At 71.0% G+C, this 22,727-nt stretch carries 22 protein-coding genes; 7 read left to right on the top strand and 15 right to left on the bottom strand.

The features are described from left to right. Positions 1-4: 4 nt before the first annotated feature. Entirely contained in the window at positions 5-1,561 is a 1,557-nt protein-coding gene (locus MTES_RS07960; protein WP_013584722.1) for a carboxyl transferase domain-containing protein, read from the bottom strand. A 228-nt stretch (positions 1,562-1,789) separates the two neighbouring features. Between MTES_RS07960 and MTES_RS07955 the strand changes: the two genes are divergently transcribed. Continuing rightward, a complete protein-coding gene (locus MTES_RS07955) occupies positions 1,790-2,137 on the top strand; it encodes a hypothetical protein (protein WP_013584721.1) in 348 nt (115 codons plus the stop codon). 164 nt (positions 2,138-2,301) lie between these two features. Here the strand turns inward: MTES_RS07955 and MTES_RS07950 are convergent, their stop codons facing one another. From MTES_RS07950 to MTES_RS07940, 4 genes are all read right to left on the bottom strand, one after another. Beyond that, on the bottom strand, positions 2,302-3,804 hold the full coding sequence (locus tag MTES_RS07950; RefSeq protein ID WP_050901851.1) for an SDR family oxidoreductase: 1,503 nt from the start codon (positions 3,802-3,804) through the stop codon (positions 2,302-2,304). Between the two features lie 262 nt (positions 3,805-4,066). Then, positions 4,067-4,225, bottom strand: coding sequence for a hypothetical protein (locus MTES_RS19525; RefSeq protein ID WP_013584719.1), 159 nt, complete (start codon positions 4,223-4,225; stop codon positions 4,067-4,069). Positions 4,226-4,284: 59 nt separating this feature from the next. Next, positions 4,285-5,469, bottom strand: coding sequence for a glycosyl hydrolase family 18 protein (locus tag MTES_RS07945; protein ID WP_013584718.1), 1,185 nt, complete (start codon positions 5,467-5,469; stop codon positions 4,285-4,287). Positions 5,470-5,574: 105 nt separating this feature from the next. Beyond that, on the bottom strand, positions 5,575-6,798 hold the full coding sequence (locus MTES_RS07940; RefSeq protein WP_050901772.1) for an acyltransferase family protein: 1,224 nt from the start codon (positions 6,796-6,798) through the stop codon (positions 5,575-5,577). Positions 6,799-7,018: 220 nt separating this feature from the next. On the opposite strand from MTES_RS07940, the gene MTES_RS07935 reads away from it, so the two are divergent. Both MTES_RS07935 and MTES_RS07930 read left to right on the top strand, forming a co-directional pair. Further along, positions 7,019-8,854, top strand: a complete 1,836-nt coding sequence (locus MTES_RS07935; RefSeq protein ID WP_013584715.1) for an AMP-dependent synthetase/ligase — start codon at positions 7,019-7,021, stop codon at positions 8,852-8,854. Next, the gene (locus MTES_RS07930) at positions 8,851-9,771 is read left to right on the top strand and encodes a DUF1295 domain-containing protein (RefSeq protein WP_013584714.1); all 921 of its coding nucleotides are present in this window, start codon (positions 8,851-8,853) and stop codon (positions 9,769-9,771) included. The genes MTES_RS07935 and MTES_RS07930 overlap by 4 nt, the downstream gene beginning before the upstream one ends. A gap of 297 nt (positions 9,772-10,068) precedes the next feature. Here the strand turns inward: MTES_RS07930 and MTES_RS07925 are convergent, their stop codons facing one another. Both MTES_RS07925 and MTES_RS07920 read right to left on the bottom strand, forming a co-directional pair. Beyond that, entirely contained in the window at positions 10,069-10,434 is a 366-nt protein-coding gene (locus tag MTES_RS07925; protein WP_013584713.1) for a UBP-type zinc finger domain-containing protein, read from the bottom strand. Further along, on the bottom strand, positions 10,434-11,150 hold the full coding sequence (locus tag MTES_RS07920; protein ID WP_013584712.1) for an alpha/beta fold hydrolase: 717 nt from the start codon (positions 11,148-11,150) through the stop codon (positions 10,434-10,436). The genes MTES_RS07925 and MTES_RS07920 overlap by 1 nt, the downstream gene beginning before the upstream one ends. Positions 11,151-11,330: 180 nt before the next feature. Between MTES_RS07920 and MTES_RS07915 the strand changes: the two genes are divergently transcribed. Continuing rightward, on the top strand, positions 11,331-12,317 hold the full coding sequence (locus MTES_RS07915) for a GlxA family transcriptional regulator (protein WP_013584711.1): 987 nt from the start codon (positions 11,331-11,333) through the stop codon (positions 12,315-12,317). Here MTES_RS07915 and MTES_RS07910 read toward each other — a convergent pair. From MTES_RS07910 to MTES_RS07900, 3 genes are read right to left on the bottom strand one after another with little or no spacing between them, the layout of a single operon-like run. Beyond that, entirely contained in the window at positions 12,263-12,964 is a 702-nt protein-coding gene (locus MTES_RS07910) for a cation transporter (protein WP_043361201.1), read from the bottom strand. The two genes, MTES_RS07915 and MTES_RS07910, sit on opposite strands and share 55 nt — an antisense overlap. Further along, positions 12,946-13,275 (bottom strand): Cd(II)/Pb(II)-sensing metalloregulatory transcriptional regulator CmtR, encoded by a 330-nt coding sequence (cmtR, locus tag MTES_RS07905; protein WP_013584709.1) that lies wholly within the window; start codon positions 13,273-13,275, stop codon positions 12,946-12,948. Before cmtR ends, MTES_RS07910 begins: the two co-directional genes overlap by 19 nt. A 32-nt stretch (positions 13,276-13,307) precedes the next feature. Further along, positions 13,308-14,144 (bottom strand): helix-turn-helix transcriptional regulator, encoded by an 837-nt coding sequence (locus MTES_RS07900; RefSeq protein WP_148272838.1) that lies wholly within the window; start codon positions 14,142-14,144, stop codon positions 13,308-13,310. A 138-nt stretch (positions 14,145-14,282) separates the two neighbouring features. Here MTES_RS07900 and MTES_RS18460 point away from each other — a divergent pair, with 138 nt between their 5' ends. The 3 genes from MTES_RS18460 to MTES_RS07885 all read left to right on the top strand — a co-directional run bounded on the left by MTES_RS18460 (position 14,283) and on the right by MTES_RS07885 (position 16,260). Further along, entirely contained in the window at positions 14,283-14,882 is a 600-nt protein-coding gene (locus tag MTES_RS18460) for a TetR/AcrR family transcriptional regulator (RefSeq protein WP_050901771.1), read from the top strand. Positions 14,883-14,947: 65 nt separating this feature from the next. Continuing rightward, positions 14,948-15,541 (top strand): molybdopterin-dependent oxidoreductase, encoded by a 594-nt coding sequence (locus MTES_RS07890; RefSeq protein ID WP_013584706.1) that lies wholly within the window; start codon positions 14,948-14,950, stop codon positions 15,539-15,541. Next, positions 15,538-16,260, top strand: coding sequence for an FAD-binding oxidoreductase (locus MTES_RS07885; RefSeq protein WP_013584705.1), 723 nt, complete (start codon positions 15,538-15,540; stop codon positions 16,258-16,260). Before MTES_RS07890 ends, MTES_RS07885 begins: the two co-directional genes overlap by 4 nt. A gap of 132 nt (positions 16,261-16,392) precedes the next feature. Here MTES_RS07885 and MTES_RS07880 read toward each other — a convergent pair whose 3' ends face one another. From MTES_RS07880 to MTES_RS07860, 5 genes are all read right to left on the bottom strand, one after another. Then, complete coding sequence (locus MTES_RS07880) at positions 16,393-17,430, bottom strand: helix-turn-helix domain-containing protein (RefSeq protein ID WP_013584704.1); 1,038 nt, start codon at positions 17,428-17,430, stop codon at positions 16,393-16,395. Positions 17,431-17,580: 150 nt separating this feature from the next. After that, positions 17,581-18,417: an alpha/beta fold hydrolase gene (locus MTES_RS07875; protein ID WP_013584703.1), complete on the bottom strand. Its 837-nt coding sequence runs from the start codon at positions 18,415-18,417 to the stop codon at positions 17,581-17,583. Between the two features lie 291 nt (positions 18,418-18,708). Continuing rightward, entirely contained in the window at positions 18,709-20,796 is a 2,088-nt protein-coding gene (locus MTES_RS07870; protein ID WP_013584702.1) for a right-handed parallel beta-helix repeat-containing protein, read from the bottom strand. A 114-nt stretch (positions 20,797-20,910) separates the two neighbouring features. Beyond that, positions 20,911-21,786 (bottom strand): carbohydrate ABC transporter permease, encoded by an 876-nt coding sequence (locus MTES_RS07865; protein WP_013584701.1) that lies wholly within the window; start codon positions 21,784-21,786, stop codon positions 20,911-20,913. Beyond that, positions 21,783-22,670: a carbohydrate ABC transporter permease gene (locus tag MTES_RS07860; RefSeq protein WP_013584700.1), complete on the bottom strand. Its 888-nt coding sequence runs from the start codon at positions 22,668-22,670 to the stop codon at positions 21,783-21,785. The genes MTES_RS07865 and MTES_RS07860 overlap by 4 nt, the downstream gene beginning before the upstream one ends. Positions 22,671-22,727: the final 57 nt, after the last annotated feature.

Raw genomic sequence — 22,727 nt, 5'->3', positions numbered from 1 at the left:
CGGGTCACATCCGGAAGACGCCGTAGCCCGGCGCGTCGAGGGGCGAACGGGAGACGACGTCGAGAGCGAGGGCGAGGACGTCGCGGGTCTGGCTCGGTTCGATGATCCCGTCGTCCCAGAGCCGCGCGGTCGAGTAGTACGGGCTCCCCTGCCGCTCGTACTGCTCGCGGACGGGAGCCTCGAAGGCGGCCTGCTCGTCGGCCGACCACTCGCCGCCGCCGGCCTCGATCTGGTCGCGACGGACGGTGGAGAGGACGGATGCCGCCTGCGGCCCGCCCATGACCGAGACGCGCGCGCCGGGCCAGAGCCAGAGGAACCGCGGCGAGTACGCGCGTCCGCACATCGAGTACGTGCCGGCGCCGAAGGAGCCGCCGACGACGACCGTGAGCTTCGGCACCGACGCGCACGCGACGGCGTTGACCATCTTGGCGCCGTGCTTGGCGATGCCTCCCGACTCGTACTCGCGGCCGACCATGAAGCCGGCGATGTTCTGCAGGAAGACGAGCGGGATACCGCGCTGGTCGCAGAGCTCGATGAAGTGCGCGCCCTTGAGCGCCGACTCGCCGAAGAGGACGCCGTTGTTCGCGACGATGCCGACGCGGTGCCCCTCGATGCGGGCGAAGGCGGTGACGAGCGTCTCGCCGTACTCCCGCTTGAACTCGTGGATGCTGCCGGCGTCGACGATCCGCGCGACGATCTCGCGCGCGTCGTAGGGGGTGGTGAGCTCGACGGGCACGACGTCCTCGAGCTCTCGCGGATCCCGCGCGGGGTCGGCGGCGGGGGCCGGCATCCGCTGTTCGGGGGGAGGGAGGGTGTCGACGATGTCGCGGACGATCCGCAGCGCGTGCTCGTCGTTCTCGGCGAGGTGATCGGCCACGCCCGAGACACGGGTGTGCACGACGCCACCGCCGAGGTCTTCGGCGGTGACGACCTCACCGGTCGCGGCCTTCACGAGCGGCGGTCCGCCGAGGAAGATCGTGCCCTGGTTCCGCACGATCACGGTCTCGTCGCTCATCGCCGGGACGTACGCGCCTCCCGCCGTGGAGGAGCCGAGCACGGCCGCGATCTGCGGGATGCCATCGCGCGACATCCGTGCCTGGTTGTAGAAGATGCGACCGAAGTGGTCTCGGTCGGGGAAGACCTCGTCCTGCATCGGGAGGAATGCTCCGCCGGAGTCGACGAGGTACACGCAGGGCAAGCGATTCTCGGCGGCGATCTCCTGCGCCCGCAGGTGCTTCTTCACCGTGATCGGGAAGTAGCTGCCGCCCTTGACGGTCGCGTCGTTCGCGACGACCATCACGTGTCGCCCGTGCACGAGCCCGATCCCGGCGACGACGCCACCGGCGGGACAGTCGCCGCCGTACATCTCGTACGCGGCAAGCGGCGCGACCTCGAGGAAGGGGCTGCCGACGTCGAGGAGCGCGTCGATGCGGTCGCGGGCGAGCATCTTGCCGCGGGCGGTGTGGCGCTGGCGGGCTGGGGCGGGTCCTCCTTCAGCCGCGACGGCCCGGCGCTCGCGCAGTTCGTCGACGAGCTCGCGGTACGAGCGGTCTGAGCCCATGACAACTCCTCGTTGAGTTACTGACCGGTAATGCAGTTAGGTTACGGCTCGGTAATCGAGTTGTCTACGGGCCGGTGGTCTTGAGTGGTGCGGGCCGGCGCCCGCCCCCTTGCCCGCGTCTCACCACGTTGGGTGTCCAGAACACCCGGACGCCTCAGAAAAACGTCCGGGTGTTTTGGACACTCAGCGCACCCCGCGCGCCCCACCCCGGCGCATAGGCTCGACGCCATGCGCAGCGACTGGATCACGCACCGACGCCCCGACGGCGAGGTGCTCGGGTGGATGGAGCCTCTCGGCGACGGCTTCGTCGTCATCGATCTGCTCGGTCGGCGCGCGACGGAAGCGGTTGACTGGCTCACCGCCGAAGAGACGCTGGACGAGCGCGGGATCGGCTACCTCGCCGACATGTACGAGCTGCGCCTCGACGACGGGTCGTGGCTGCGGGTGCGCATCGCCGAGGTCTCGACCTCTGGCATCCGGGTCAAGAAAGACGATTGGGGCGCGGTGGGAGCGCCGCAGGTGTTCTACGACGTGACGTTTCCCGTGGACGAAGGGGTGCTGCGACCGCAGGCCTGAGTGCTCACGCACCTCGGCCTGGCACGGGCGCGCGGCGCGCCGCATCCCTCGCATTCGGGCCGGTGAGTGTCCAAAACACCCGGACGCCTCACAAAAATGTCCGGGTGTTTTGGACACTCACGGTGCGAGGGTGCGAGGGTGCGAGCGGCGGGCGCCGGGCGCCGTCACCACGAGCTCTTGCGGTAATCCTTCAAGAAGATGCCGAAGAGGTCTTCACCGGCCTCGCCGCGCACGATCGGGTCGTACACGCGGGCCGCGCCGTCGACGAGGTCGAGCGGGGCGTGGAAGCCCTCCTCCGCCAGACGCACCTTGGTGAAGTGCGGGCGCTCGTCGGTGATCCAGCCCGTGTCGACGGCGGTCATGAGGATCTGGTCGGTCTCGAACATCTCGCGCGCGCTCGTGCGCGTGAGCATGTTCAGCGCAGCCTTGGCCATGTTCGTGTGCGGGTGCCCCGGGCCCTTGTAGCCGCGGCCGAACACGCCCTCCATCGCCGAGACGTTGACGACGTACTTCCGACGCGCGGGCGATGCGGCCATCGCCGGGCGCAGCCGGCTGACGAGCAGGAACGGCGCGGTCATGTTGGCCAGCTGCACCTCGAGCATCTCGAGCGGCTCGACCTGCTCGACGGACTGCGTCCAGCTGTTGATGCGGTCCTCGTCGGGGATGAGCCCGCCCGCGTCGATCGCGGTTCCGGTCATCAGGCGCTCGAGCGACGACGAGCCCGCGGCCATCGCCTCGGCCGTCAGCTCTTCGGCCGTGCGCGCGGCCGAGGCGAGGATCGGGTGCGACGACACCGACTGGGCGAGCGCGAGCGGGTGCGCGTCGTTCGTGTGGCCGAAGGTCACCAGCTCGGGCAGGGGTCCGTCCGGAAGCGGCGCCAACTCGGCATCCACCAGGGGTTTGTACGCGCCCGGCGAGCGCCGCACGGTCTGCGCGGCGTTGTTGATGAGGATGTCGAGAGGGCCATCGGATGCCACCGACTCGGCGAGTCCGATCACCTGGGCGGGGTCGCGCAGGTCGATGCCGACGACCTTGAGTCGGTGCAGCCAATCCGCGCTGTCGGGCAGCGACGAGAAGCGCCGGACGGCGTCGCGCGGGAAGCGCGTCGTGATCGTCGTGTGCGCGCCGTCGCGCAGCAGGCGCAGGGCGATGTACATGCCGATCTTGGCGCGGCCGCCCGTGAGCAGCGCGCGCTTGCCGGTGAGGTCGGTGCGGGCGTCGCGCTTCGCGTGGCTCATCGCCGCGCAGTCGGGGCAGAGCTGGTGGTAGAAGGCGTCGACGAGCGTGTAGTCCTGCTTGCAGATGTAGCAGGCGCGGGCCTTGATGAGCTCTCCGGCGAAGGGCGTGGTCGTTCGGGTCGCGAGCGGGATGCCGCGCGTCTCGTCGTCGATGCGGTCGGCGGCTCCGGTCGCGGTGGCGGCGACGACCGCGCGATCGGCATCGGCGATGCGCTGGCGCTTCTCGCGCCGCGACTGCCGCTTGACGTCCTTGTAGAGCTTGCCGGTCTGGCGCCGCAGCGCAATGTAGGCGGGGTCCTCGTGGTCGAGCGAGGAGGCGGCGTCGATCACGCGCAGCGCGATCTCGAGCTCGGTCGGATCGATGGATGCCACGGGCTCGACCTCGGGCGCGGCACCGGCGTCAGCGGCATCCGGATCCACGTCGGTCACCGGCGCAGCCGCGGCATCGGCATCAGCGGCATCCGGATCCACGTCGGTCACCGGCGCAGCCGCGGCATCGGGCGCGGCGGCATCCGGCGCGATGTCCTGATCGGGGGTGGGGGGTGTTTCGGGCACAGGGAAGTGTACCGAGGTGTCGCCGGGAGTCGGCGGGGAACCACGGCCGTCACCAGAACAGGGGATGCCACGGAGACAGGCCGGAATCAGCGGAATCGGCCTGTCCCCGGCGCGGAGCCTGTTCTCGTGCCGCGGGTTACGGCTTGCCGCCGTCCACCCAGCGCGTGTGGGCCTTGAGCGCGTGCAGGACCGCGAGGCGCACGACGAAGTAGACGACCAGGCCGATGACCGCGAGAGCGACCAGCCAGCCGGCCAGAAGGATGAACAGGTGGGCGCCTCCGACAGCTGAGAACATCCGGCGAGCCTAACCGCGAGCGCGGGCGGTCGCCAGAACCCCGGCGCGCCGGCCCCGGCTCATCGGGTGGAGCGGCGGCGGAGCGCGGCGAGCAGAAGGACGCTTCCGCCGAGGATCGCGACCACGCTCGCGATGACGCCGCCCCCGACGAGCCCGCCGGTGTCGAGGCCGCTCGCCGCGAGCATGGGCACGGTCGCACTCGGTGTGGGAGTCGGGGTGGGGCTCACCGTCGGGGTCGGGGTCGGCGTCGGGGTCGGGGTGGGAGTCGGCAGCGGCGCGTCGATCGCGGCGCGCATCTCCCCCGCCCACTTCCACGGCGCGTCGGGCCCGCCGGGTAGCGAGTTGAAGTACTCCCACCCCGCGACTCCGCCGAAGGTGGGCGTCTCCGCCTTGATCTCCTGGATGGATGCCGTCAGCTCCGCGAGCGGAATCCATCCACTGCCGCAGTTGTCGGGGTTCGTGAGGACCGCCATCACGATCTTGCTCGCCGGGATCCCCGCGCCCCGCGTGCTCTGGTAGTCGACGATCGCGCCGTACTCGTCCGGCGTCGGGTCGCCCCAGCCGCAGTAGAACTGGGTGTTGAACCAGTCGATCGCCTGCCCCGAGCTGGCGTAGAGATCGTCGTAGTCGAAGCCCGAGAGGTTGTCCTCGCCGACGAGCGCCGCCGTCACCGGCGACAGCGTCACCAGGAACGTCGAGCCGAAGTCGGCGCGCAGATCGACGATCACCCGCTCGACCACGGAGATGTCGGTGTCGGTCTCGACGTCGAGATCGATGCCGTCGAGGGAGTGCGCCGTGACGAAGTCGTGCAGCCGGGCGTACTGCACGTCGTAGTCGTCGGTCAGGCTCTGCCAGGTGGCGTTCTGGGCGCCCCCGATCATGCCGACGACGGCGACCCCCGACGCCTGGATCTGCCGGAGCTCGGCCCACATCGTGTCGAAGGAGGGGTCGTCCGGCAGCAGGTCGTTGAGCTTCAGCTCGTCGGCGTTCATGTGCACGGCGGCGAGGTTCACGACGTCCACGCCGGTGTGCTCGGTGACGAGCGGCAGTGGCGAGATGTAGGCACCCGTCGAACCGTTCACGAACTGCTTCTGGTAGTAGACGACGACCCGGCCGCTGTCGCGCACGACGGGCGCGACCGCCGATGCCGGGCTGACGCCTCCGCCGAACGCGAGAGCCAGCGCCGCGACGGCGCTCCCCACGATGACCCGGATGCCGTACCTCTTCGCCGTGCGCTGCGCCATGCCCGCCCTCTCGTCCACCTCACAGGATGCCGTCCCGGGTGGCATCCGGTCCAGCCGAGACACCGCACGGACACCGAGGGTTCGCGCGTCGATGACCTCGCGGGCCTAGCGATTCGGGAGGAGGTCCGCCCGACCGCGCGCGGCGACGGGTCGCGTCGTCCGCGACCGGTCGTACCGCAGCAGCCACCGCTGGGCGGGGATCTCGATGAGCTTGTGCATCGCCCACGCGAGGCCGAGGGCGATCCCGAAAGCGGCGAGCGCGAGCGGCACGGCTTGCCGCCACGGCAGCTGCGGGTGCCCGTCGGGCCACGCCGACGAGACCGACGCGATCACGAGGAGGTGCACGAGGTAGAAGGCGAACGACACCCGGCCGAGCTCCTGCCAGAGCGGTCGGGCGAGGAAGGTCGAGCTCGCGCGGGCATCGGCGTTCGCGAGGGACGCGACGAGCAGGGCGTAGAAGCCGACCGTGGCGGCGAGCCCCGGGTGGATGTCGGTCCCGGGCAGCGTCGGCGCCTCGGACAGCGCGTAGCCGGCCACCGCGAGCGGCACCGCGACGATCAAACGGACGGGCTGCCAGGTGCTCTTCTTCATCAACAGCGCGAGCGTCACGCCGAGGACGAACTCGGGCATCCGCAGCAGCGGCGTCGATGCGGCCGACATCGGAACGGGAGACATCGACGCGAGCTGCGGAGCGAGAGCGGCGACGACGAGGGATGCCACGACGACGACCCCGAGACCCCGGTTCGACGCACGGGCGAGCGGGCGGATGAGGAAGGGGAAGGTGAGGTAGAAGAACGCCTCGCACACGAGAGACCAGCTCGCGGGGTTTCCCGCCTGCCACCAGTCCGGCACCCAGCCGTTGACGAGGAAGACGTTCGCGACCACGGGCGCGGTGCCGTCGGCGCGGATCTCGGGAACGAGAGTGGCCGCGGCGATCAGCGCGAGCCCGACGCCGACGAGGTGCAGCGGGTAGATCCGCGCGATGCGGTGCCACCAGAAGGAGCGCGCGGTCTGCTGCGGTTTGTACCCCCACGCCAGGACGAACCCCGAGAGGATGAAGAAGAGGGTCACGCCCGTCTTCCCCGCCTCGAAGAGGTTGCCCCAGATCACTCCGGGTGTGCCGCCGAAGTACTCCACGGCCATGAGGTGATGGCCGAAGATCAGCATCGCGGTCGCCCAGCGCAGTCCGGTCAGGGAGGGCAGGTTGCGGACCTTGTCGAGGGGGCCGGGGGCCTTCGCGACGGGGGCGACCACGGGTGCTGTCAGCGTGCTGATGGTGATCGCCTCCCGTGTCGTGACCGAGCGCGCCCACCCACCCGTCGACGACACCGCCTATGGAGTCGACCTGAGCACGTGACGTCGCGCAGACCGGGACAGACGGTACACGGCGCTCTTGAAGAGATCCCTGAAAGGGGTGGGGCTTGACTCCGGGATGCCGAGGAGGGCGGCGCACCTCCACGCGCAACACCCATCCGATTCGCGCACTCCTCCGAACAGATCTCGGCGGCTCGTTTTCTCCGACGGCCGCGCTCTCGCACCCGGAGGACAGATGATCGAGACGACCACGCCCGCTCTGGCGCGCCTCGAGGAGTTCGGCAACGTGACCGACCTTCTCGCTCGCCGCGCTGCAGACGCCCCCGACCACGTCGCGTTCGACGTGCCGACGGACGATCCCGCGGCGTGGCGCCCCGTGACGACCGCCGCGTTCCTCGACGAGGTCCGGGCGCTCGCGAAGGGGATGATGGGCGCCGGTCTCGCGGCGGGCGACACCGTCGCCATCATGGCGCCGACGCGCTACGAGTGGGCCGTCGCCGACCTCGCGACCTGGTTCGCCGGGGGCGTCGTCGTCCCGGTGTACGACTCGTCCTCGGCCTCGCAGGTCGACGCGATCGTGCGCGATGCCGACGTGCGCCTGGCCATCGCGGGGTCTCGGGCGCACGCCGACCTCCTGAACACCGCGCTCGCGGGGACCGACGCGATCGGCACCTGGGCCATGCGCGGGGTCGATGGCATCCCGTCGCTCGACGAGCTCGCCGCCCGTGGGACGCACATCTCGGACGCCGAGCTCGAGAGCCGCCGGACGCTCGCCGGCCACCACCACCCCGCGACCATCGTCTACACCTCGGGGACGACGGGGGAGCCGAAGGGGGCTGTGCTCACGCACGCGAACTTCCTCGGGCAGGTGCTCAACATCGCCGCGGCCTACCGCGAAGTGGTCACCCCGACGGGGAACACGATCATCTTCCTCCCGCTCGCCCACGTGCTCGCGCGCGGCCTGCAGCTCATCTGCATCGCCAGCGGAATGCGCATCGCGCACCTCTCTGAACCCGCGCAGGTCGTGCCCGCCCTCTCGGTGCTCCGCCCGACGTTCCTCGTCGTCGTGCCGCGCGTGCTGCAGAAGATCCAGGCCGCCGCCGCCGAGAAGGCGGCGCGGATGAAGGTCGGCCGGGTCTGGGCGCGCGCCGTCTCGACGGCTGTCGCGCGCGGACGACTGGCCGAGAAGCAGGATGCCGGACGCCGGCGCCGCGCTCCTCTGGGATTCCGCGTGCGCGGGGCGGTGTTCGACGCCCTCTTCTACTCCCGGCTGCGCGCGATCATGGGCGGCCGCGTGGACTACATCCTCTCGGGCGGGGCGACCCTCGACGGCATCCTGTCGCTGTTCTTCCGCGGGATCGGCGTTCCGGTCATCGAGGGCTACGGGCTCACCGAGACCACCGCTCCGCTGACGGGGAATCTCCCCGGCCGCATCGTGTCGGGCACGGTCGGGCTCCCCCTGCCCGGCTCGACGGTGCGCATCAGCCCCGAGGGCGAAGTGCTCGCTCGCGGAGTGGGCGTGTTCGCCGGCTACCGCGACCCGCGCCACGATGCCGAGGCGTTCGTCGACGGCTTCTTCCGGACGGGAGACCTGGGCCGCATCGACGACGGCGGGCGCCTCATCCTCGAGGGCCGTCTGAAGGACGTCATCGTCACCTCGAACGGCAAGACCGTGGTCCCCGCCCGCTGGGAGGGGGCGGTCGAGGCGAGCCCCCTCGTGCAGCACGCCGTCATGGTCGGCGAGGGCAAGCCGTACCTGTCGGCCCTCCTCATCCTCGATCCCGTGGAGTCGGCCGCGTGGGCGGCATCCCAGGGCTGGACGTTCGCCGCGGGCTCGCCCGGAGATCTCCGGACCATCGATGAGCCCCGACTCCGCGCGCACCTGCAGTCCACCGTCGACGCCGCGAACGCCCTGGTGGCGCGGAGCGAGCAGGTACGTCGTTTCATCCTCGTGGTCGCCGACCTCGACGATCGCGAGCTCGTCACACCCACTCTCAAGATCAAGCGCCGCGAGGTCCTGCATCGCGCCGCCGACACGATCGACACCCTGTACCAAGGAGCCGCATCATGAGCGCACCCGTCCCCTCGACCACGGAGCGCTCCCCCGGCGCGCAGAACCGCGCGGCGCTCATCGCGGTCGTCGTCTCCCTCGCGATCGGAGTGGGCCTGGCCGTCGCCGGCAGCTCCCGCGGGGCGGAGGTCGGCGGCATCCCGGTGTTCGCCCTCGCGGTGGCGGCGGCGTTCGGCATCCAGGTCCTCGTCTTCATCCCCTCGGCGATCCGTCGGACCGAGCGCTTCTTCGACCTCACCGGGAGCCTCACCTTCATCACCGTGTCGGTCGCCCTCGCGCTTCTCGCTCCGGCGCAGGATGCCCGCGGGTGGATCCTCGCCGCGATGGTCATCGTGTGGGCGGCGCGCCTCGGCTCGTTCCTCTTCGCGCGGGTGCACCGCTCGGGCTCCGACGGACGCTTCGACGAGATCAAGACGCGCCCGCTGCGCTTCTTCCAGGTGTGGTGCATCCAGGGCCTCTGGGTCGCCCTCACCGCCTCGGCCGCGTGGATCGCGATGAGTGCGGATGCCGACGGCCGGGCACCCCTCGACGGTTTCGTCATCGCGGGTGTCATCGTCTGGCTGCTCGGGATGGCGCTCGAGGTCGTCGCCGACCTGCAGAAGCAGGCGTTCCGGGCCGACCCGGCGAACGACGGCGAGTTCATCCGCACGGGCCTCTGGTCGCGCTCGCGTCACCCGAATTACTTCGGCGAGATCCTGGTCTGGATCGGCGTCTTCCTCGTGGCCGCGCCGGTGCTGCAGGGCTGGCAGTGGGTCGCGGTGCTGTCGCCGCTCTTCGTCATCCTGCTGCTGACCCGCGTGAGCGGCATCCCGCTCCTCGAGAAGCGCGCCGACGAACGCTGGGGCGACCGCGCCGACTACCGCGCCTACCGCGACCGCACGCCCGTGCTGATCCCGGCGCTGACGGCACGGCGTTAGCCCGGTGGGCATCGCCGGGGGTGTCTTCCTAGAGTGGATGCCATGCGGCGAACGACGAAGACCCTCGCACTGACCGTGAGCGCCCTGGCGCTCCTCACCGCGTGCGCGCCGGCGATCGAGGTGCCGAAGGGCTGAGCGCTTCGGCGCCGGCTGCGCGGCCGGCGCCGCGCGGCGAGCGGAGGAGATCCGGCGCCGGGAGGACCGACGTCGCGGCATCCGTCCTCCCGTCGCCCGATCTCCTCCCCCCACCCCGGGCCGGGGCCCCACGCCGTGGTCCGCCCCGCGCCCGCGGCCGGCTCACGCGCCCCCGCGGGCCGCGGCGAGCTGCTCCTCCCAGTCCGCGGGGAGTCGCTCCTCCGGCCCCGGCACCGTCTGGTCGAGGGGGTGGGTCGTGGGCGGGGCCAGCGGGGGGCCGTGGACGACGGCCGAGGTCCCGTAGTCCCACCACCACACCTCCCCGGGCTCGAAGCTCTGGATGTACCGGTGCCCCGTCGCCTCGAAGTGCGCGGTCGCGTGCCGGTTCAGCGACGAGTCGCAGCACCCGACGTGTCCGCACGCGGCGCACCGACGCAGGTGGACCCACCAGCTTCCGCTCGCGTCGCACTCCCGGCATCCGGTTCCGGTGGGTGGGAGGCTCCGGTCGATCTGTTCGGGCGCGGACATCACGCGAGGTCGGCGATCGCGTCCGTGATGACTTTCGCGACCTCGGCGGGGTGGCTCTGCATCACGAGGTGCGGGGCGTCGAGTTCGACGACCGACCGGAGGCCCGCGCGCTGGTAGCCGAAGCGCTCGACGTCGGGGTTGATCGTGTGGTCGGCGCTCGAGACGATGCCCCACGCCGGCTTCGTCTTCCACGCGGCGACGGGCGCGTTCTCGCCGAACGCCAGGGCGGCGAGGGGGCGCTGCGACACCGCGAGCACCTCGGCCCGGTCGAGCGGCACGCCGTGCGCGAAGACCTCGGGAAACGCGGCCACCTCGACCGAGACATCGGTGCCGGGCTCGCCGCCCTCGACCGGGAACGGCGTGTAGACGAGGTGCTGCGCGAGGTCGGAGTCGGGGAAACCGCCCTGCAGCTGGCCGAGGCTCTCGCCCTCGTCCAGCGCGTAGCCGGCGACGTAGACGAGTCCCACGACGTTGTCGGCGGCCCCCGCGACGGTGATGACCGCGCCGCCGTACGAGTGCCCGGCGAGCAGCACGGGACCCTCGATGTGCTCGACGACCGAGCGGATGTACGCCGCATCGCCGATCAGACTGCGGTTGGGGACGGCGGGGACGCGCACCGTGTACCCCTGGTCGAGCAGTGCGCGGGTGACGGGCGCCCAGCTCGCGGCATCCGCGAAGGCTCCGTGCACGAGGACGATGGTGGGGGAAACGGACATGGGATGCCACTCCTCTCGTCGCAGCCCGGTCGCCGCGAGTGGGTGCCCACGCTAGGCAGCACCGGGGCGGGCCGGCAGGGGCATTCGTCGAGACTCGGCTTCGACGAATGTCGAAAGCGGGTCCCCCGCGGCGCGGCGATCGATGACAGGCTGGCAGCAGGGTCGAGACGGGAGCGGCGGATGACGGGGCAACGGCGTCGAATCGGGATTCTGCTGTTCGACGGGGTGAAGGCTCTCGATTTCGTGGGCCCCGCCGAGGTCTTCTCCGAGACGAACCTGACGACGGATGCCTATGAGCTCCGGTTCTACTCCCCCACCGGCGCCGACGTCACGGCGTTCATGGGCCTGCGGATCGGCGTCGACGGGGCCGCGTCCGAGAGCGGGCCTCTCGACACCGTGATCATCCCGGGCAGCGAGTTGGCCCCGGGGGTGTTCGACGACGCCGACCTGCAGCGAGCGATCACCACCCTCGCCCGTCAGGCCCGGCGCATCGCGTCGATCTGCAGCGGGGCTTTCGGTCTGGCCGCCACCGGCCTGCTCGACGGGCACCCGGCGACGACGCACTGGAAGTTCGCCGACGCCCTCGCCAGCCGGTACCCGAGGGTGGCGGTCGACTCCGAGCGCATCTTCACCAAGCAGGGCAACGTCTACACCTCGGCGGGGGTCGCGGCGGGCATCGACCTCGCGCTGTCGCTCGTCGAGGACGACCACGGCGCGGAAGTCGCGCGCAGCGTCGCCCAGCACCTCCTCGTCTACATGCGCCGCTCGGGTGGCCAGTCGCAGTTCTCGGCCGCGCTGAAGATGCCCGCCCCGCGCACGAGCATCGCCCGCGCGGTGGCCGACTACGTCTCCGACGATCCGACCCGCCCGACCAGCGTCACCGAGCTCGCGGCGCACGTGAACGTCAGCCCGCGGCACCTCACCCGCGTGATCCGCGACGAGCTCGGCGTGACCCCCGCGGCCTACATCTCGTCGCTGCGCCTGGAGCTCGCCGTGAACCTGCTCGAGTCGGGGGCCTCGATCGCCCAGTCGGCCGCCGCCGCCGGATTCGGCTCACCCGCGGCCCTGCGCCGTGCGTTCCTCGCGCGCTATCGCGTGACGCCGTCGGGGTATCAGCAGCGGTTCCGGTCGACGGTCACGCAGCACGCGCAGGAGCTCTCCGCCTGAGCGGGCGGCTCGTCCCGCACGACGGGAGCGGCGCAGCACGCGTCTCCCCGCCACGCCTCGACGCCTTCCCGCACCGCGAGAACGGCGATGACGAGCGCGGCCACCGCGTCGGCCCAGGCCCAGCCGAACAGGCTGTTGAGCAGCAGACCGACGAGCAGCGCGGCAGACAGATACGTGCAGATGAGCGTCTGCTTCGAGTCCGCGACGGCCGACGCGGAGCCGAGCTCCCGGCCGGTGCGGCGCTCGAACCAGCTGAGGAAGGGCATGACCACGAGGCTCGACGCCGCGATCGCGATCCCCACGGGCGAGTGCTGCGCCTCGCGGAGGCCGAGCAGTGAGAGAACGGCATCCACGCTCACGTACGCGGCGAGGCCGAAGAACGAGAACGCGATCACACGGAGTGCCACCTTCTCGCGCTTCTCGGGGTCGGGCGCGGCGAACTGCCACGCGACGGCAGCGGCGGAGAGCACCTCGACGATCGAGTCGAGACCGAAACCGATGAGCGCCGCCGACGAGGCGATACCGCCCGCGACGAGCGCGACCACCGCCTCGACGACGTTCCAGGCGATGGTGACCGCGACGATGATCCGGATGCGTCGGCGCAGGACGTCGCGTCGCGAGAGCGCGGTCACGGATTGTCGCAGCATCCCGGGACGGCGCAACCGTCCTCGACGGCCAGCGTCGCCTCGACCAGTGCCGTGAGCGCCGCCGCCAGGTGGGGGTCGGCGATCTCGTAGCGCGTCTGCCGCCCTTCCGGCTCGGCGACGACGATGCCGCAATCCCGCAGACAGGCCAGGTGGTTCGAGACGTTCGACCGCGTCAGCCCGAGCTCGCGCGAGAGCACGGCGGGGTAGCTCGGCGCGTCGAGCAGGGTCAGGAGGATCCGCGAACGGGTGGGATCCGCCATCGCCCGGCCGAGCCTGTTCATGACATCGAGACGGGAGGCAATGGTCAGCACATGCTGACTATACAGCGAGCGCTGACCATTCTCTAGGCATCCGCCCGTCCGTACGCCCGCCGCACGAGATCGCGCAGCGCCGCGACCCCGGGGGTGTTCGGCTCGGCGAAGAACTGCGTCAGGGTGCAGCCTCGGGATGCCGGGATCGCCAACGTCTCGCTGCGCAGCGCGACCCACCCGTGGGACTCGATGTGCACGAGCGGCCACGAGCTCGTGTGCGGGCGCACCTCGCACTGCTGCCAGAGCTCCACGAAGCGGGGGTCCGTGGCGCTCAGCGTGTCGACGATCAGCCGCAGCCGCGGACTGCGCGGGTCCGCGTGATAGCGCAGCGACGCGACGAGATTGCTCGCGGTCCGCCGCCAGTGCGACTCCGAGTGCGGGTCGGGGTAGTGCTCGAACACCGACAGGACGAGGTTGAGCCCCGGCCGCAGGCCCCCCGGCGCGAGCAGGCGGCCGGGCTCGTTGACCCCGATCACGTCGAGCGTCCCGTTCGAGAGGTACGCGGGCGTGTCTGGATGCAGGTCGAGCAGCTCGCGGATGCCCGCGGGGACCTCGTCGCTGACCGCCGGAGCCTCGTGCCCCGCCGACAGATTGGCGACGCGGTGCAGGTGCTCGTCGCCGTAGACGTCGAGCAGCAGCGCGCGGCTCAGCGCCGACAGCACCTCGGCCGAGGGGCGGTGCCCCCGGCCCTGCTCGATGCGCAGGTAGTAGTCGGCGCTGATGCCGGCGAGCTCGGCGACCTCGGCGCGACGGAGGCCCCGGACACGGCGCCGGGACGAGTCCGACAGCCCGACCTGCGCGGGCGTGAGCGACTCGCGTCGGTCGCGCAGGAACTCGGCCAGCGGGCCACTCGAGGTCGTCACGCGCATCCTCCACGCGAGTAATGGAACGGTCGCTCCAATTCTGCGGCCGGACCCGGGCGGACGTACGACGCAAACGGACACGATTGCTCGAGAACCGGACGTGCCCGTTGAAGCGCCCGGGGGTCGACCGGGTACCGTGTCGGCGTGGGTCGACCCCGGCGATACGACGAAGATCAGCTCCTGGATGCCGCGCAGGAGCTGTTCTGGTCGCGCGGATACGACCGCACCTCGATGGAAGACGTGGCCGCGGCATCCGGAGTCGGCACCAGCAGCCTGTACGCCGCATACGCGAGCAAGCTCGGGCTGTTCCTCTGCGTCTTCCGCCGGTACTGCGAGGGACGCGTGTCGTTCGTCGCCGAGGCGACGGCTGAGCCGAGTGCCGACCTGGCGGTCGCGGCCGCGCAGTTCCTCGAGCGCGTCGTCGACGAGTGCGGATCGTCGACGGATCGACGCGGATGCCTCCTGCTCAACACCATCGTCGAGCTCGGCGACCGCTTCCCCGAGGTGCTCGAGATCTCCACGGCGACGACCGAGCGGATGGAGGCGGTCCTGGCCGAGAAGTTCCTCCGCACGGCCGCGGAGCAGGATGTCGTCCTGGATGCCGCCGACGCCCGCGCCCACGCGGACCGCACGGTCCTGGCATCCCAGGGACTCATCCAGCTGAGTCGCCTCCGCGTCCCGCGCGAGCGGCTCACCGCTCTCGCGGCGTACTCGGCGCGCGCGTCGGTCTGGGAGAGCGCCTGAGGCGTGCGTCATTTGTCGAAGCCGGGTGTCGGACGCCGCGAGTAGGGTCGGGGCGAGGAGGCGTCATGGCCGAGTTCAGCAGGGGTTTCGGGGCGCGTCGACGCGCCTCCGACCCGCAACTTCCCCCGGGGCAGTACCTCACCGACGACTTCCCCGTGCTCTCGGCGGGCCCGACTCCTCGCATCCGGATAGAAGACTGGCAGTTCGCGATCCGCACCGAGACGGGAGCGACGACGACGTGGACGTGGGACGAGATCCACGCGCTGCCGATCGAAGACGTGCACACCGACATCCACTGCGTGACGCGGTGGTCGAAGTTCGGCACCTCGTGGCGCGGGGTCTCGGTCGACACCCTCCTCGCCGACATCGACAGCGCGGCCCCCTCGGTGATGGCGCACTCGTACGGCGGCTACTCGACGAACGTGCCCGTGAAGGACCTGATGGGCGGCAAGGCATGGGTCGTCTTCGAGTTCGACGGCGAGCCGCTCGCACCTGAGCACGGAGGACCGGCGCGACTGCTCGTCCCGCACCTCTACTTCTGGAAGAGCGCGAAGTGGGTGCGCGGTCTGGTCCTGCAGTCGCGCGACGAGCCCGGCTTCTGGGAGCAGAACGGCTACAACATGCACGGCGACCCGTGGCGCGAAGAGCGGTACTGGTGACCGCGACGCCCTGGCTGCCGGCGCACGTCGAGACGGTGACCCCTCTCACCGCGCACGCCCGCTCGCTCGTGCTCGACGTTCCGGGTTGGACCGGGAGCCTTCCCGGTCAGCACCTCGACATCCGCCTCACCGCCGAGGACGGCTACCGGGCCGAGCGCTCCTACTCGATCGCGAGCTTCGGCCCCGGCGAGCGCGTCGAGCTCGCCGTCGACGAGGTCGAGGACGGCGAGGTCTCGCCCTACCTCGTCGAGGAGGTGCGCCCCGGGGATTTCCTCGAGGTGAAGGGCCCGCTGGGCCAGTACTTCGTCTGGCGCGAGGACGACCCCTCCCCCGTGCAGCTCATCGCGGGCGGCTCCGGCATCGTCCCCCTCCTCTCGATCGCCCGGGCGCGCGCGGCCGCGGGCACGGCCCAGCCCTTCCGGCTGCTGTACTCGGTGCGCTCGGCCCCGGATGCCTTGTACGCCGACGAGATCGAAGAGCTTCGGGCGCGCGGCATCCCGACCGAATGGATCCACACGCGCCTCGCCCCGCCCGGATCGCCGAGGGCCGCGGGCCGCGTCTCGCTGGCCGAGCTCGAGCGCCTGACGATCCCGCCGTCCGAGCGGCCCCTCATCTACATCTGCGGGCCGACCGCGTTCGTCGAGTCCACCGCCGACGCGGTCGTCGCCGCGGGCCACCCGCCGCTCCGGGTGCGGACGGAGCGTTTCGGCGGGGCGTGACCCCGAGCGACGCGCCAGCGGTGCTGAGCGGAGGGTGAGGGGCGGACGGAGGACGGATGCCGCGGCACGCTCCTCCACCCACCCCCGGCCCTCCCCCCGGCACGTGCTCCCGCGGGATAGTGCCCCGCTCCGTCAGGCCCGCAGCAGCCCCTCCTCGCGCAGCGGCACCATCGATGCCTCGGCCGCCTCCTCCTCCCAGAGCCGCAGGAGCTTCAGCGCCAGGTGCAGGGTGGTCCTCTGCAGACCGTCGGCGAGAGCTGCGCGCACCGAATCGGGCAGGTGCTCGAGCCGGTAGTACAGCGTCGCGCGGTGGATGTGCAGGCGTTCGCAGGCCACGGGCACGCGCCCGGCGGCATCCAAGTAGGCCTCGACGGTCTCGCGGGGCGTCGGATCGTCCAGGGCGAGAAGGTCGAAGGCGGCCGGGCACGCCTGGCTGAGGAGAGCGCGCGAGCGCGGCACCGTGTGCAGGAGCGCCCACCCGCCGAGGTCCTCCGCCCGCACCGACACGACCTGGTCGGGCAGGGTCGCCCGCAGGCGCGCCGAGGCGATCGCGCGCTCGACGGCACCGTCGACATCGGTCTCGCTCGCCGCACACACCGCCGTCCCGAGGCCCCGCGGGACGAGTCCGTGGACTGCGGCCTCGCGGGAGACGGCATCCGTCAGGTCGTCGATGTCGCGCACCGGAGCGGCGAGGAAGACGGCCGATCCCTCGCGGAGGCCGACGAAGTGGACCGCCCCGTGCAGCGTGAGGGCGAGATGCCGGCCGAACGCGGTGATCGCCAGCTCACGCGCCGGTTCGAGCCGGACCACGAGCACGTCGAGGTCATCGACCCGACCGTCGATCCACCGCCGGGCGCGCACCTCGCCGAGGGCTTCGCGTCGGATCCGGGGGTCGGCATCCATCAGTCCGTCGAGGACGGTGTCGCGCGAGGCGGCCAGGCCCGCCCCGAGGTCGAGAAGGTACGCCGCCGCGTCGATCACCGCCCACTCGAACGGACCGAGCTCGCTCTGCGTCGCGCCGACGATGCGCAGGTACGCCGCCCCCCGCCCGAACGGGACGTCGACGCACACGCTCTCGCGGTCGGCGATCGCGGGGTGCGCCGTCTCACGCAGGCGTACCCGACGACCGAGCATCGTCGACAGCTGTTCCACGATCTGCGGCGGATGCATCCCGACTCCTCGCGTGCGGTCCGGTGGGGGTGCTCACAACATAAGTCGGCGGCACACGCGGGAGCGTGGCCCTCTCGCACACACGGTACCGCTCCCACGGCACGCGAAAGGCGCACCCCGGCTGCCCGGAATGCGCCTCTCGTCAGGGATTCACGACTGGATGAACGCGAGGATGTCGGGGTTGATCACGTCGGCGTGCGTGGTGAGCATGCCGTGCGGGTAGCCCTCGTAGATCTTGAGCGTCGAGTTCGCGAGCATCTCGTGCTGACGGACCGCCGCGGCCTTGTACGGCACGACCTGATCGTCGTCGCCCTGCAGCACGAGCACGGGCACCGTGATGGCTTTGAGGTCGGCTTCCTGGTCGGTCTCGGAGAACGCCTTGATGCCCTCGTAGTGCGCGACCGCGCTGCCGGTCATGCCCTGGCGCCACCAGTTGTCGATGACGGGCTGCGACGGAGTGACGCCCTCGCGGTTGAACCCATAGAAGGGTCCGGATGCCACGGCCTCGAAGAACTCGGCACGGTTGGCCGCGAGCGCCTCGCGGAACCCATCGAACACCGACAGCGGGGTGCCTTCGGGGTTGTCGTCGCGCTGCAGCATGAGCGGAGGGACGGCCGCGACCAGGACCGCCTTGGCGACGCGGCCCTGGGGCTCGCCGTGCTTCGCGACGTACCGGGCGACCTGACCGCCGCCGGTGGAGTGGCCGATGTGCACGGCGTTGCGCAGGTCGAGGTGCTCGACCACGGCGCTGACGTCGCTGGCGTAGTGGTCCATGTCGTGGCCGGTGCCGATCTGCGACGAGCGCCCGTGGCCGCGTCGGTCGCTCGCGATCACGCGGAAGCCCTTGCCGAGGAAGTAGAGCATCTGCGCATCCCAGTCGTCGGACGACAGGGGCCAGCCGTGGTGGAACACGATCGGCTGCGCCTCGGGGTCGCCCCAGTCCTTGTAGTAGATCTCTGCGCCATCTTCGGTGGTCACGAATGCCATGACGTTGCCCGCTTCCTTGTCTCGACGAGTGCGCCACGAACGTGGCTCGACCACTCAACCCCGCGGGGCGGGCGCGAGCATCAGACGTTCGTCGAGAACCGGGGGCGTATCGCGCAGTCGTGCGTGACGAGCGGAGGGGCAAGGACGGAGGGAGGGCGAGATCTCGGCATCCCTCCTCCCCTCCTCCCTGGCCCTCCCTCGGTCACGCCGGAGCCGCGCCCCCGGAGCCGCGCGCCCGGAACCGCGCCCCCGGAGCCGCGCGCCCGGAGCCGCGACGCGCGGCCACGTCGCTCAGCCGATCGTGATGTCGCCGATCTGCACACCCCACGACGACACGAGACCGAACCGCACCTCGACCGCCCGCGTACCCGCGGGCAGAGCCGAGCTCGTGAGCGTGCGCTTCACCCAGTTGTTCGTGGTCGGCGTCGCCGCCGTCGAGGTGAACGGCACCGTCGTGGCGTTGCCCGACCCGTCGAGGGCGACGATCGTGAACGCGCTCGGCTGCTGGTTGAAGTAGTACGTCGAGAGCGTCACCGTCTTGCCGGGTGCCGCGTCCCAGCGCACCCAGCCCGGCTGGTCGTCGCTGCGCTTGATGCGCGAGGTGTCCCCCGCCATGTTGGACGCCGGCGCGGTCGTGTCGCGCATGATGTTCGCCGACCGCGCGGTGCTGATGCTCCAGTCGTTCGCGGGGTCGACCAGCGCGGGCGCGACGGCGGGAGGTGCCGCCTCGTGGAAGCCGCGCGACGGCGCCGCGGTGGTCGAGAGGGCGTTGCCGAAGAAGTCGCGCAGACCGTTCGGACTCACCACCTGACCGTTCGAGATCGCCGGCGACGAGCTGGTGAGCTTGTACGCGTCGGCGACGGCGAAGCCGTTGCCGGTGGTCCCCGCGGCCACGAACTGGGGCGCAGCGGTGATCTTCGTGGCATCCGCGGGTTCGCTGGCGGGGTGATTGCCCGAGAACACGTTCGACGCGAACGTGGCGTTCGTGCCCATGCCCGGGTAGCTGTACTCGCCCGTGCCGTGGTTGTCGATGATGTTGTTCACGAACGACCACTGTCCGGGGGTGGACGGCGCGCAGGCCCCGGCGTCTCCGTCGCAGTAGATCGGCTTGGCGGGCGATCCGGACGGGATGTAGACGGTGTTGTTGAAGATCTTCACCGGGCCCGGAACACCCCACGAGAACGTGAAGATCCCCTTCTCGCCACCCCAGCCGTCGTTGACCGACAGGTTGTCGCGCACGACGACATCGCTGGAGAACCCGCCCATGAGGAGGATGAAGCCGCCCTCGTTGTCGTGCGAGTAGTTGTACTGCACGCGCGTGTTCTTGCTGCCCATGTCGACGTCGAAGCCCTGACCATCGGTCGTGTGGGTCGGCGTGCCCGACACCTCGTTGAACTGCACGAGCGTGTTCATGCCGCGGGTGGGCCACAGTCCCGCCGACGCGGGCATCACCCACTTCTCGTTGTCGTCCGTGGGCACGATCGTCCGCTGACCGGCGCCGCGCACGACGTTGTACTCCATCACCGCGCCGTCGGTGCCGAACGCGAGGATGCCGTCGCTGTCGGTGTCCACCACCGTGTTGCCGCGGATCCGTACGTTCGAGGTGAGCGCCGACTGCACGGGCACCGTCATGTCGGTGGTGAAGTAGCTGGCATCCCACACGACGATCCCGGTGCGACCGACGTCGTGCACGGTGTTGTTCTCGATGAGAACGCCGTCGAAGTTCGCGCCGAGCTGGGTGGTGTCGACGACGATGCCGCCGTTGTCGTGCGCGTCCAGGCCGGCGCAGTTGAAGCATCCGTTGACGTCGCTGACGACGTTGTCTCGAATGACGATGCCCCGCTGGAGGGTGTTCGAGACGGTGTTGCGGACCAGGATGCCGGATCGCGGCGTGCCCGCGGTGGGGTCGCCGAAGTTGTCGGCGCCGGAGTTGTTCGACACGTCGAGGTTCTGGATGGTCCACCAGCTCTGGTTCTGCAGCTGCACCGTGCCTCCGCCGGCGAGGGTGGCGCCGCTGAGATGAGGACGCGCCCCGGAGCCGTACGCCGAGATGGTGATGGGCGCGGCCGCCGTCCCCGATCCCTGCGGGGCGAGCTGCCCCGTCCACGATCCGCCGCGCGCGAGCAGGATGCTGTCACCCGCCGCGAACGTGCGGGAGTTCGCCGGCGCCAGCGTCTTCCACGCCTGGGTGGCGCTCGTGCCGGTGGCGGAGTCGCTGCCGTTCACGCTGTCGATGTAATAGGTGGTGGCCGCGGCGTTCGCGGGCTGCGCGGCCAGCACTCCGCCCGCGGTGATGAGCGCCACGGCGAGCGCCGCCGCGAGGGCGCGGTGCCGCCGGGGCGTGCGGCCGGCCGGCCGCGGGATCGATTGTTCGGTCATGGACCGATCTCCTCTCTTTTCCGCGCGCGTCGTTGCGCGCCGATCGTCGCCTCGGCGGGAGTCCGTGGCGGGTGCGGGGGTCTGGGGGGGGTGTGGTGCGTGCGGCGGCGGGTTTCAGTCCTTCATGCCCGCGGAGAGACCGGCGCTGGCGAGCAGCGGCCGCTGGAAGACCAGGAACAGTGCGATGGGGATCAGCGCCGAGACGACGAGGATCGCGAAGAAGGTGGTGAGGTCGTTCGTGCGCTCCAGCTGCGGGAGAGCGACGGAGATGGGCCGCAGCTTCGGATCGGTGAGCACGAGGGAGGGCCAGAGGTAGTCCTTCCACGCTCCGATCGCCGCGAGCAGAGCGACCACCCCGAGGATGGGACGGGCCAGCGGCAGCACGACACTCCAGAGGATCCGCAGGGGACCCGCTCCGTCGATCTCGGCCGCTTCGATGAGCTCCCGCGGAATGCTGCGCAGGTACCCGGTCACCAGCAGGACGGCGAACGCGTTCGCGCCCGCGGGCAGCCACACCCCCCAGAAGCTGTTCTGCAGCGAGATGCCGGTGCCGAAGAGGTCGATCACCGTGAGGTACAGGGGAACGAACGACACGATCGCGGGGAGGAAGATCGTGGCGAGGATGCCGCCCGACAGCAGCGGCGCCCATCGAGGTCGCAGGATCGCGATGACGTAGCCCGCGCTGATCGCCACGACCACGGTCACCACCGCCGACCCGGCCGCCATCGCGAGGGTGTTCCCCAAGAGGCGCGCGGTGTCGACACCGCGGAAGGCCTCGACGTAGTGCTGCCACTGGGTCATGTGACCGAACACGCCGAGCGGGTCGCTCAGCACGTCGTCGGTCTGCCCCAGGGAGGCGGCGAACAACCAGAGCAGCGGCCCGAGCCCGGCCACCACCAGACTCGCGAGCACGCACGTGTGTACCAGGAGCAGCATCCGTCGCGTGCCCGGGCGACGCAGCTCCGCGGAGGTGAGGATGCCGCCGCTCACTCCTGCCACCTCCTCGTCAGGCGCAGGTAGATCACCGAGAGCACGGCGAGGGCCACCGCAAGGAGGAGGCCGAGCGCGGTGGCTGCGCCGTAGTCGGCCGAGCCGCCGAAGGCGTAGCGGTACATCAGCAGCAGGATGGTGAGGGTCGCATTCTGCGGACCTCCGGAGGTCATGAGGAACGGTTCGGTGAAGACCTGCGCGGCGCCGATCAGCTGCAGCAACAGCATGACGAGGATCATCGTGCGCATCTGCGGCAGAGTCACGTGCCATACCCGTTTCCACACCGAGGCGCCGTCGAGCGCGGCGGCCTCGTACAGTTCGGGCCGCACGGCGGTGAGGGCCGCGAGGTAGATCAGCACGCTCGTGCCGGCGGCGGCCCAGGTCGCCTGCAACACGATCGACGGCATCGCGAGGGAGGCATCGTTCAACCACGCCAACGGTCCGACGCCGAGCGCGCGAAGGATGCTGTTGAACAGTCCGCTCGGAGCGGGGTTGTACGCGAACTGCCACAGCAGGATCGCGACGACCGGGGGCACGATCACCGGGAAGTAGGCGAGCGCGGCGTAGAGGCCGCGGCGTCGCGCCCGCACGGTGGAGATCACCACCGCGAGGGCGAGCGGCAGCGGAAAGCCGAACACGATCGCGAGGGCCGTGAACCACAGGGTGTTGACGACGGCCTGGCCCAGCTGCGGATCGGCGAGCACGTACGCGAAGTTGCTCCACCCCACCCATTCGACGGGGCCGACGAAGGTCGGGCGCTGCACGCTCATGAGAGCACCGCGCACGATCGGCCACCACGAGAACGCGGCGAAGATCACGATCGTCGGCGCGGCGACGGCGAGCGCCGTCAGCGACGTGCGGCGACGTCGAGTGCGGACGGACATCGGACTCCTCGGGACGACGGGGCGGGGGGCGGGGCGATGGGGCGGGGCGAGGCGGAG

Origin of the sequence: Microbacterium testaceum StLB037 (genome assembly GCF_000202635.1) — a bacterium.
Taxonomy (GTDB): domain Bacteria; phylum Actinomycetota; class Actinomycetes; order Actinomycetales; family Microbacteriaceae; genus Microbacterium; species Microbacterium testaceum_F.
This window is presented reverse-complemented; position numbering and strand designations above follow the sequence as displayed.

Excerpts from the sequence above, each read along its gene's own strand:
- MTES_RS07960 (WP_013584722.1), bottom strand. The coding sequence starts at position 1,561 with ATGGGCTCAGACCGCTCGTACCGCGAGCTCGTCGACGAACTGCGCGAG.
- MTES_RS07955 (WP_013584721.1), top strand. The coding sequence starts at position 1,790 with ATGCGCAGCGACTGGATCACGCACCGACGCCCCGACGGCGAGGTGCTC.
- MTES_RS19525 (WP_013584719.1), bottom strand. The coding sequence starts at position 4,225 with ATGTTCTCAGCTGTCGGAGGCGCCCACCTGTTCATCCTTCTGGCCGGC.
- MTES_RS07945 (WP_013584718.1), bottom strand. The coding sequence starts at position 5,469 with ATGGCGCAGCGCACGGCGAAGAGGTACGGCATCCGGGTCATCGTGGGG.
- MTES_RS07935 (WP_013584715.1), top strand. The coding sequence starts at position 7,019 with ATGATCGAGACGACCACGCCCGCTCTGGCGCGCCTCGAGGAGTTCGGC.
- MTES_RS07930 (WP_013584714.1), top strand. The coding sequence starts at position 8,851 with ATGAGCGCACCCGTCCCCTCGACCACGGAGCGCTCCCCCGGCGCGCAG.
- MTES_RS07925 (WP_013584713.1), bottom strand. The coding sequence starts at position 10,434 with ATGTCCGCGCCCGAACAGATCGACCGGAGCCTCCCACCCACCGGAACC.
- MTES_RS07920 (WP_013584712.1), bottom strand. The coding sequence starts at position 11,150 with ATGTCCGTTTCCCCCACCATCGTCCTCGTGCACGGAGCCTTCGCGGAT.
- MTES_RS07915 (WP_013584711.1), top strand. The coding sequence starts at position 11,331 with ATGACGGGGCAACGGCGTCGAATCGGGATTCTGCTGTTCGACGGGGTG.
- MTES_RS07910 (WP_043361201.1), bottom strand. The coding sequence starts at position 12,964 with ATGCTGCGACAATCCGTGACCGCGCTCTCGCGACGCGACGTCCTGCGC.
- MTES_RS07900 (WP_148272838.1), bottom strand. The coding sequence starts at position 14,144 with ATGCGCGTGACGACCTCGAGTGGCCCGCTGGCCGAGTTCCTGCGCGAC.
- MTES_RS07890 (WP_013584706.1), top strand. The coding sequence starts at position 14,948 with ATGGCCGAGTTCAGCAGGGGTTTCGGGGCGCGTCGACGCGCCTCCGAC.
- MTES_RS07880 (WP_013584704.1), bottom strand. The coding sequence starts at position 17,430 with ATGCATCCGCCGCAGATCGTGGAACAGCTGTCGACGATGCTCGGTCGT.
- MTES_RS07875 (WP_013584703.1), bottom strand. The coding sequence starts at position 18,417 with ATGGCATTCGTGACCACCGAAGATGGCGCAGAGATCTACTACAAGGAC.
- MTES_RS07870 (WP_013584702.1), bottom strand. The coding sequence starts at position 20,796 with ATGACCGAACAATCGATCCCGCGGCCGGCCGGCCGCACGCCCCGGCGG.
- MTES_RS07860 (WP_013584700.1), bottom strand. The coding sequence starts at position 22,670 with ATGTCCGTCCGCACTCGACGTCGCCGCACGTCGCTGACGGCGCTCGCC.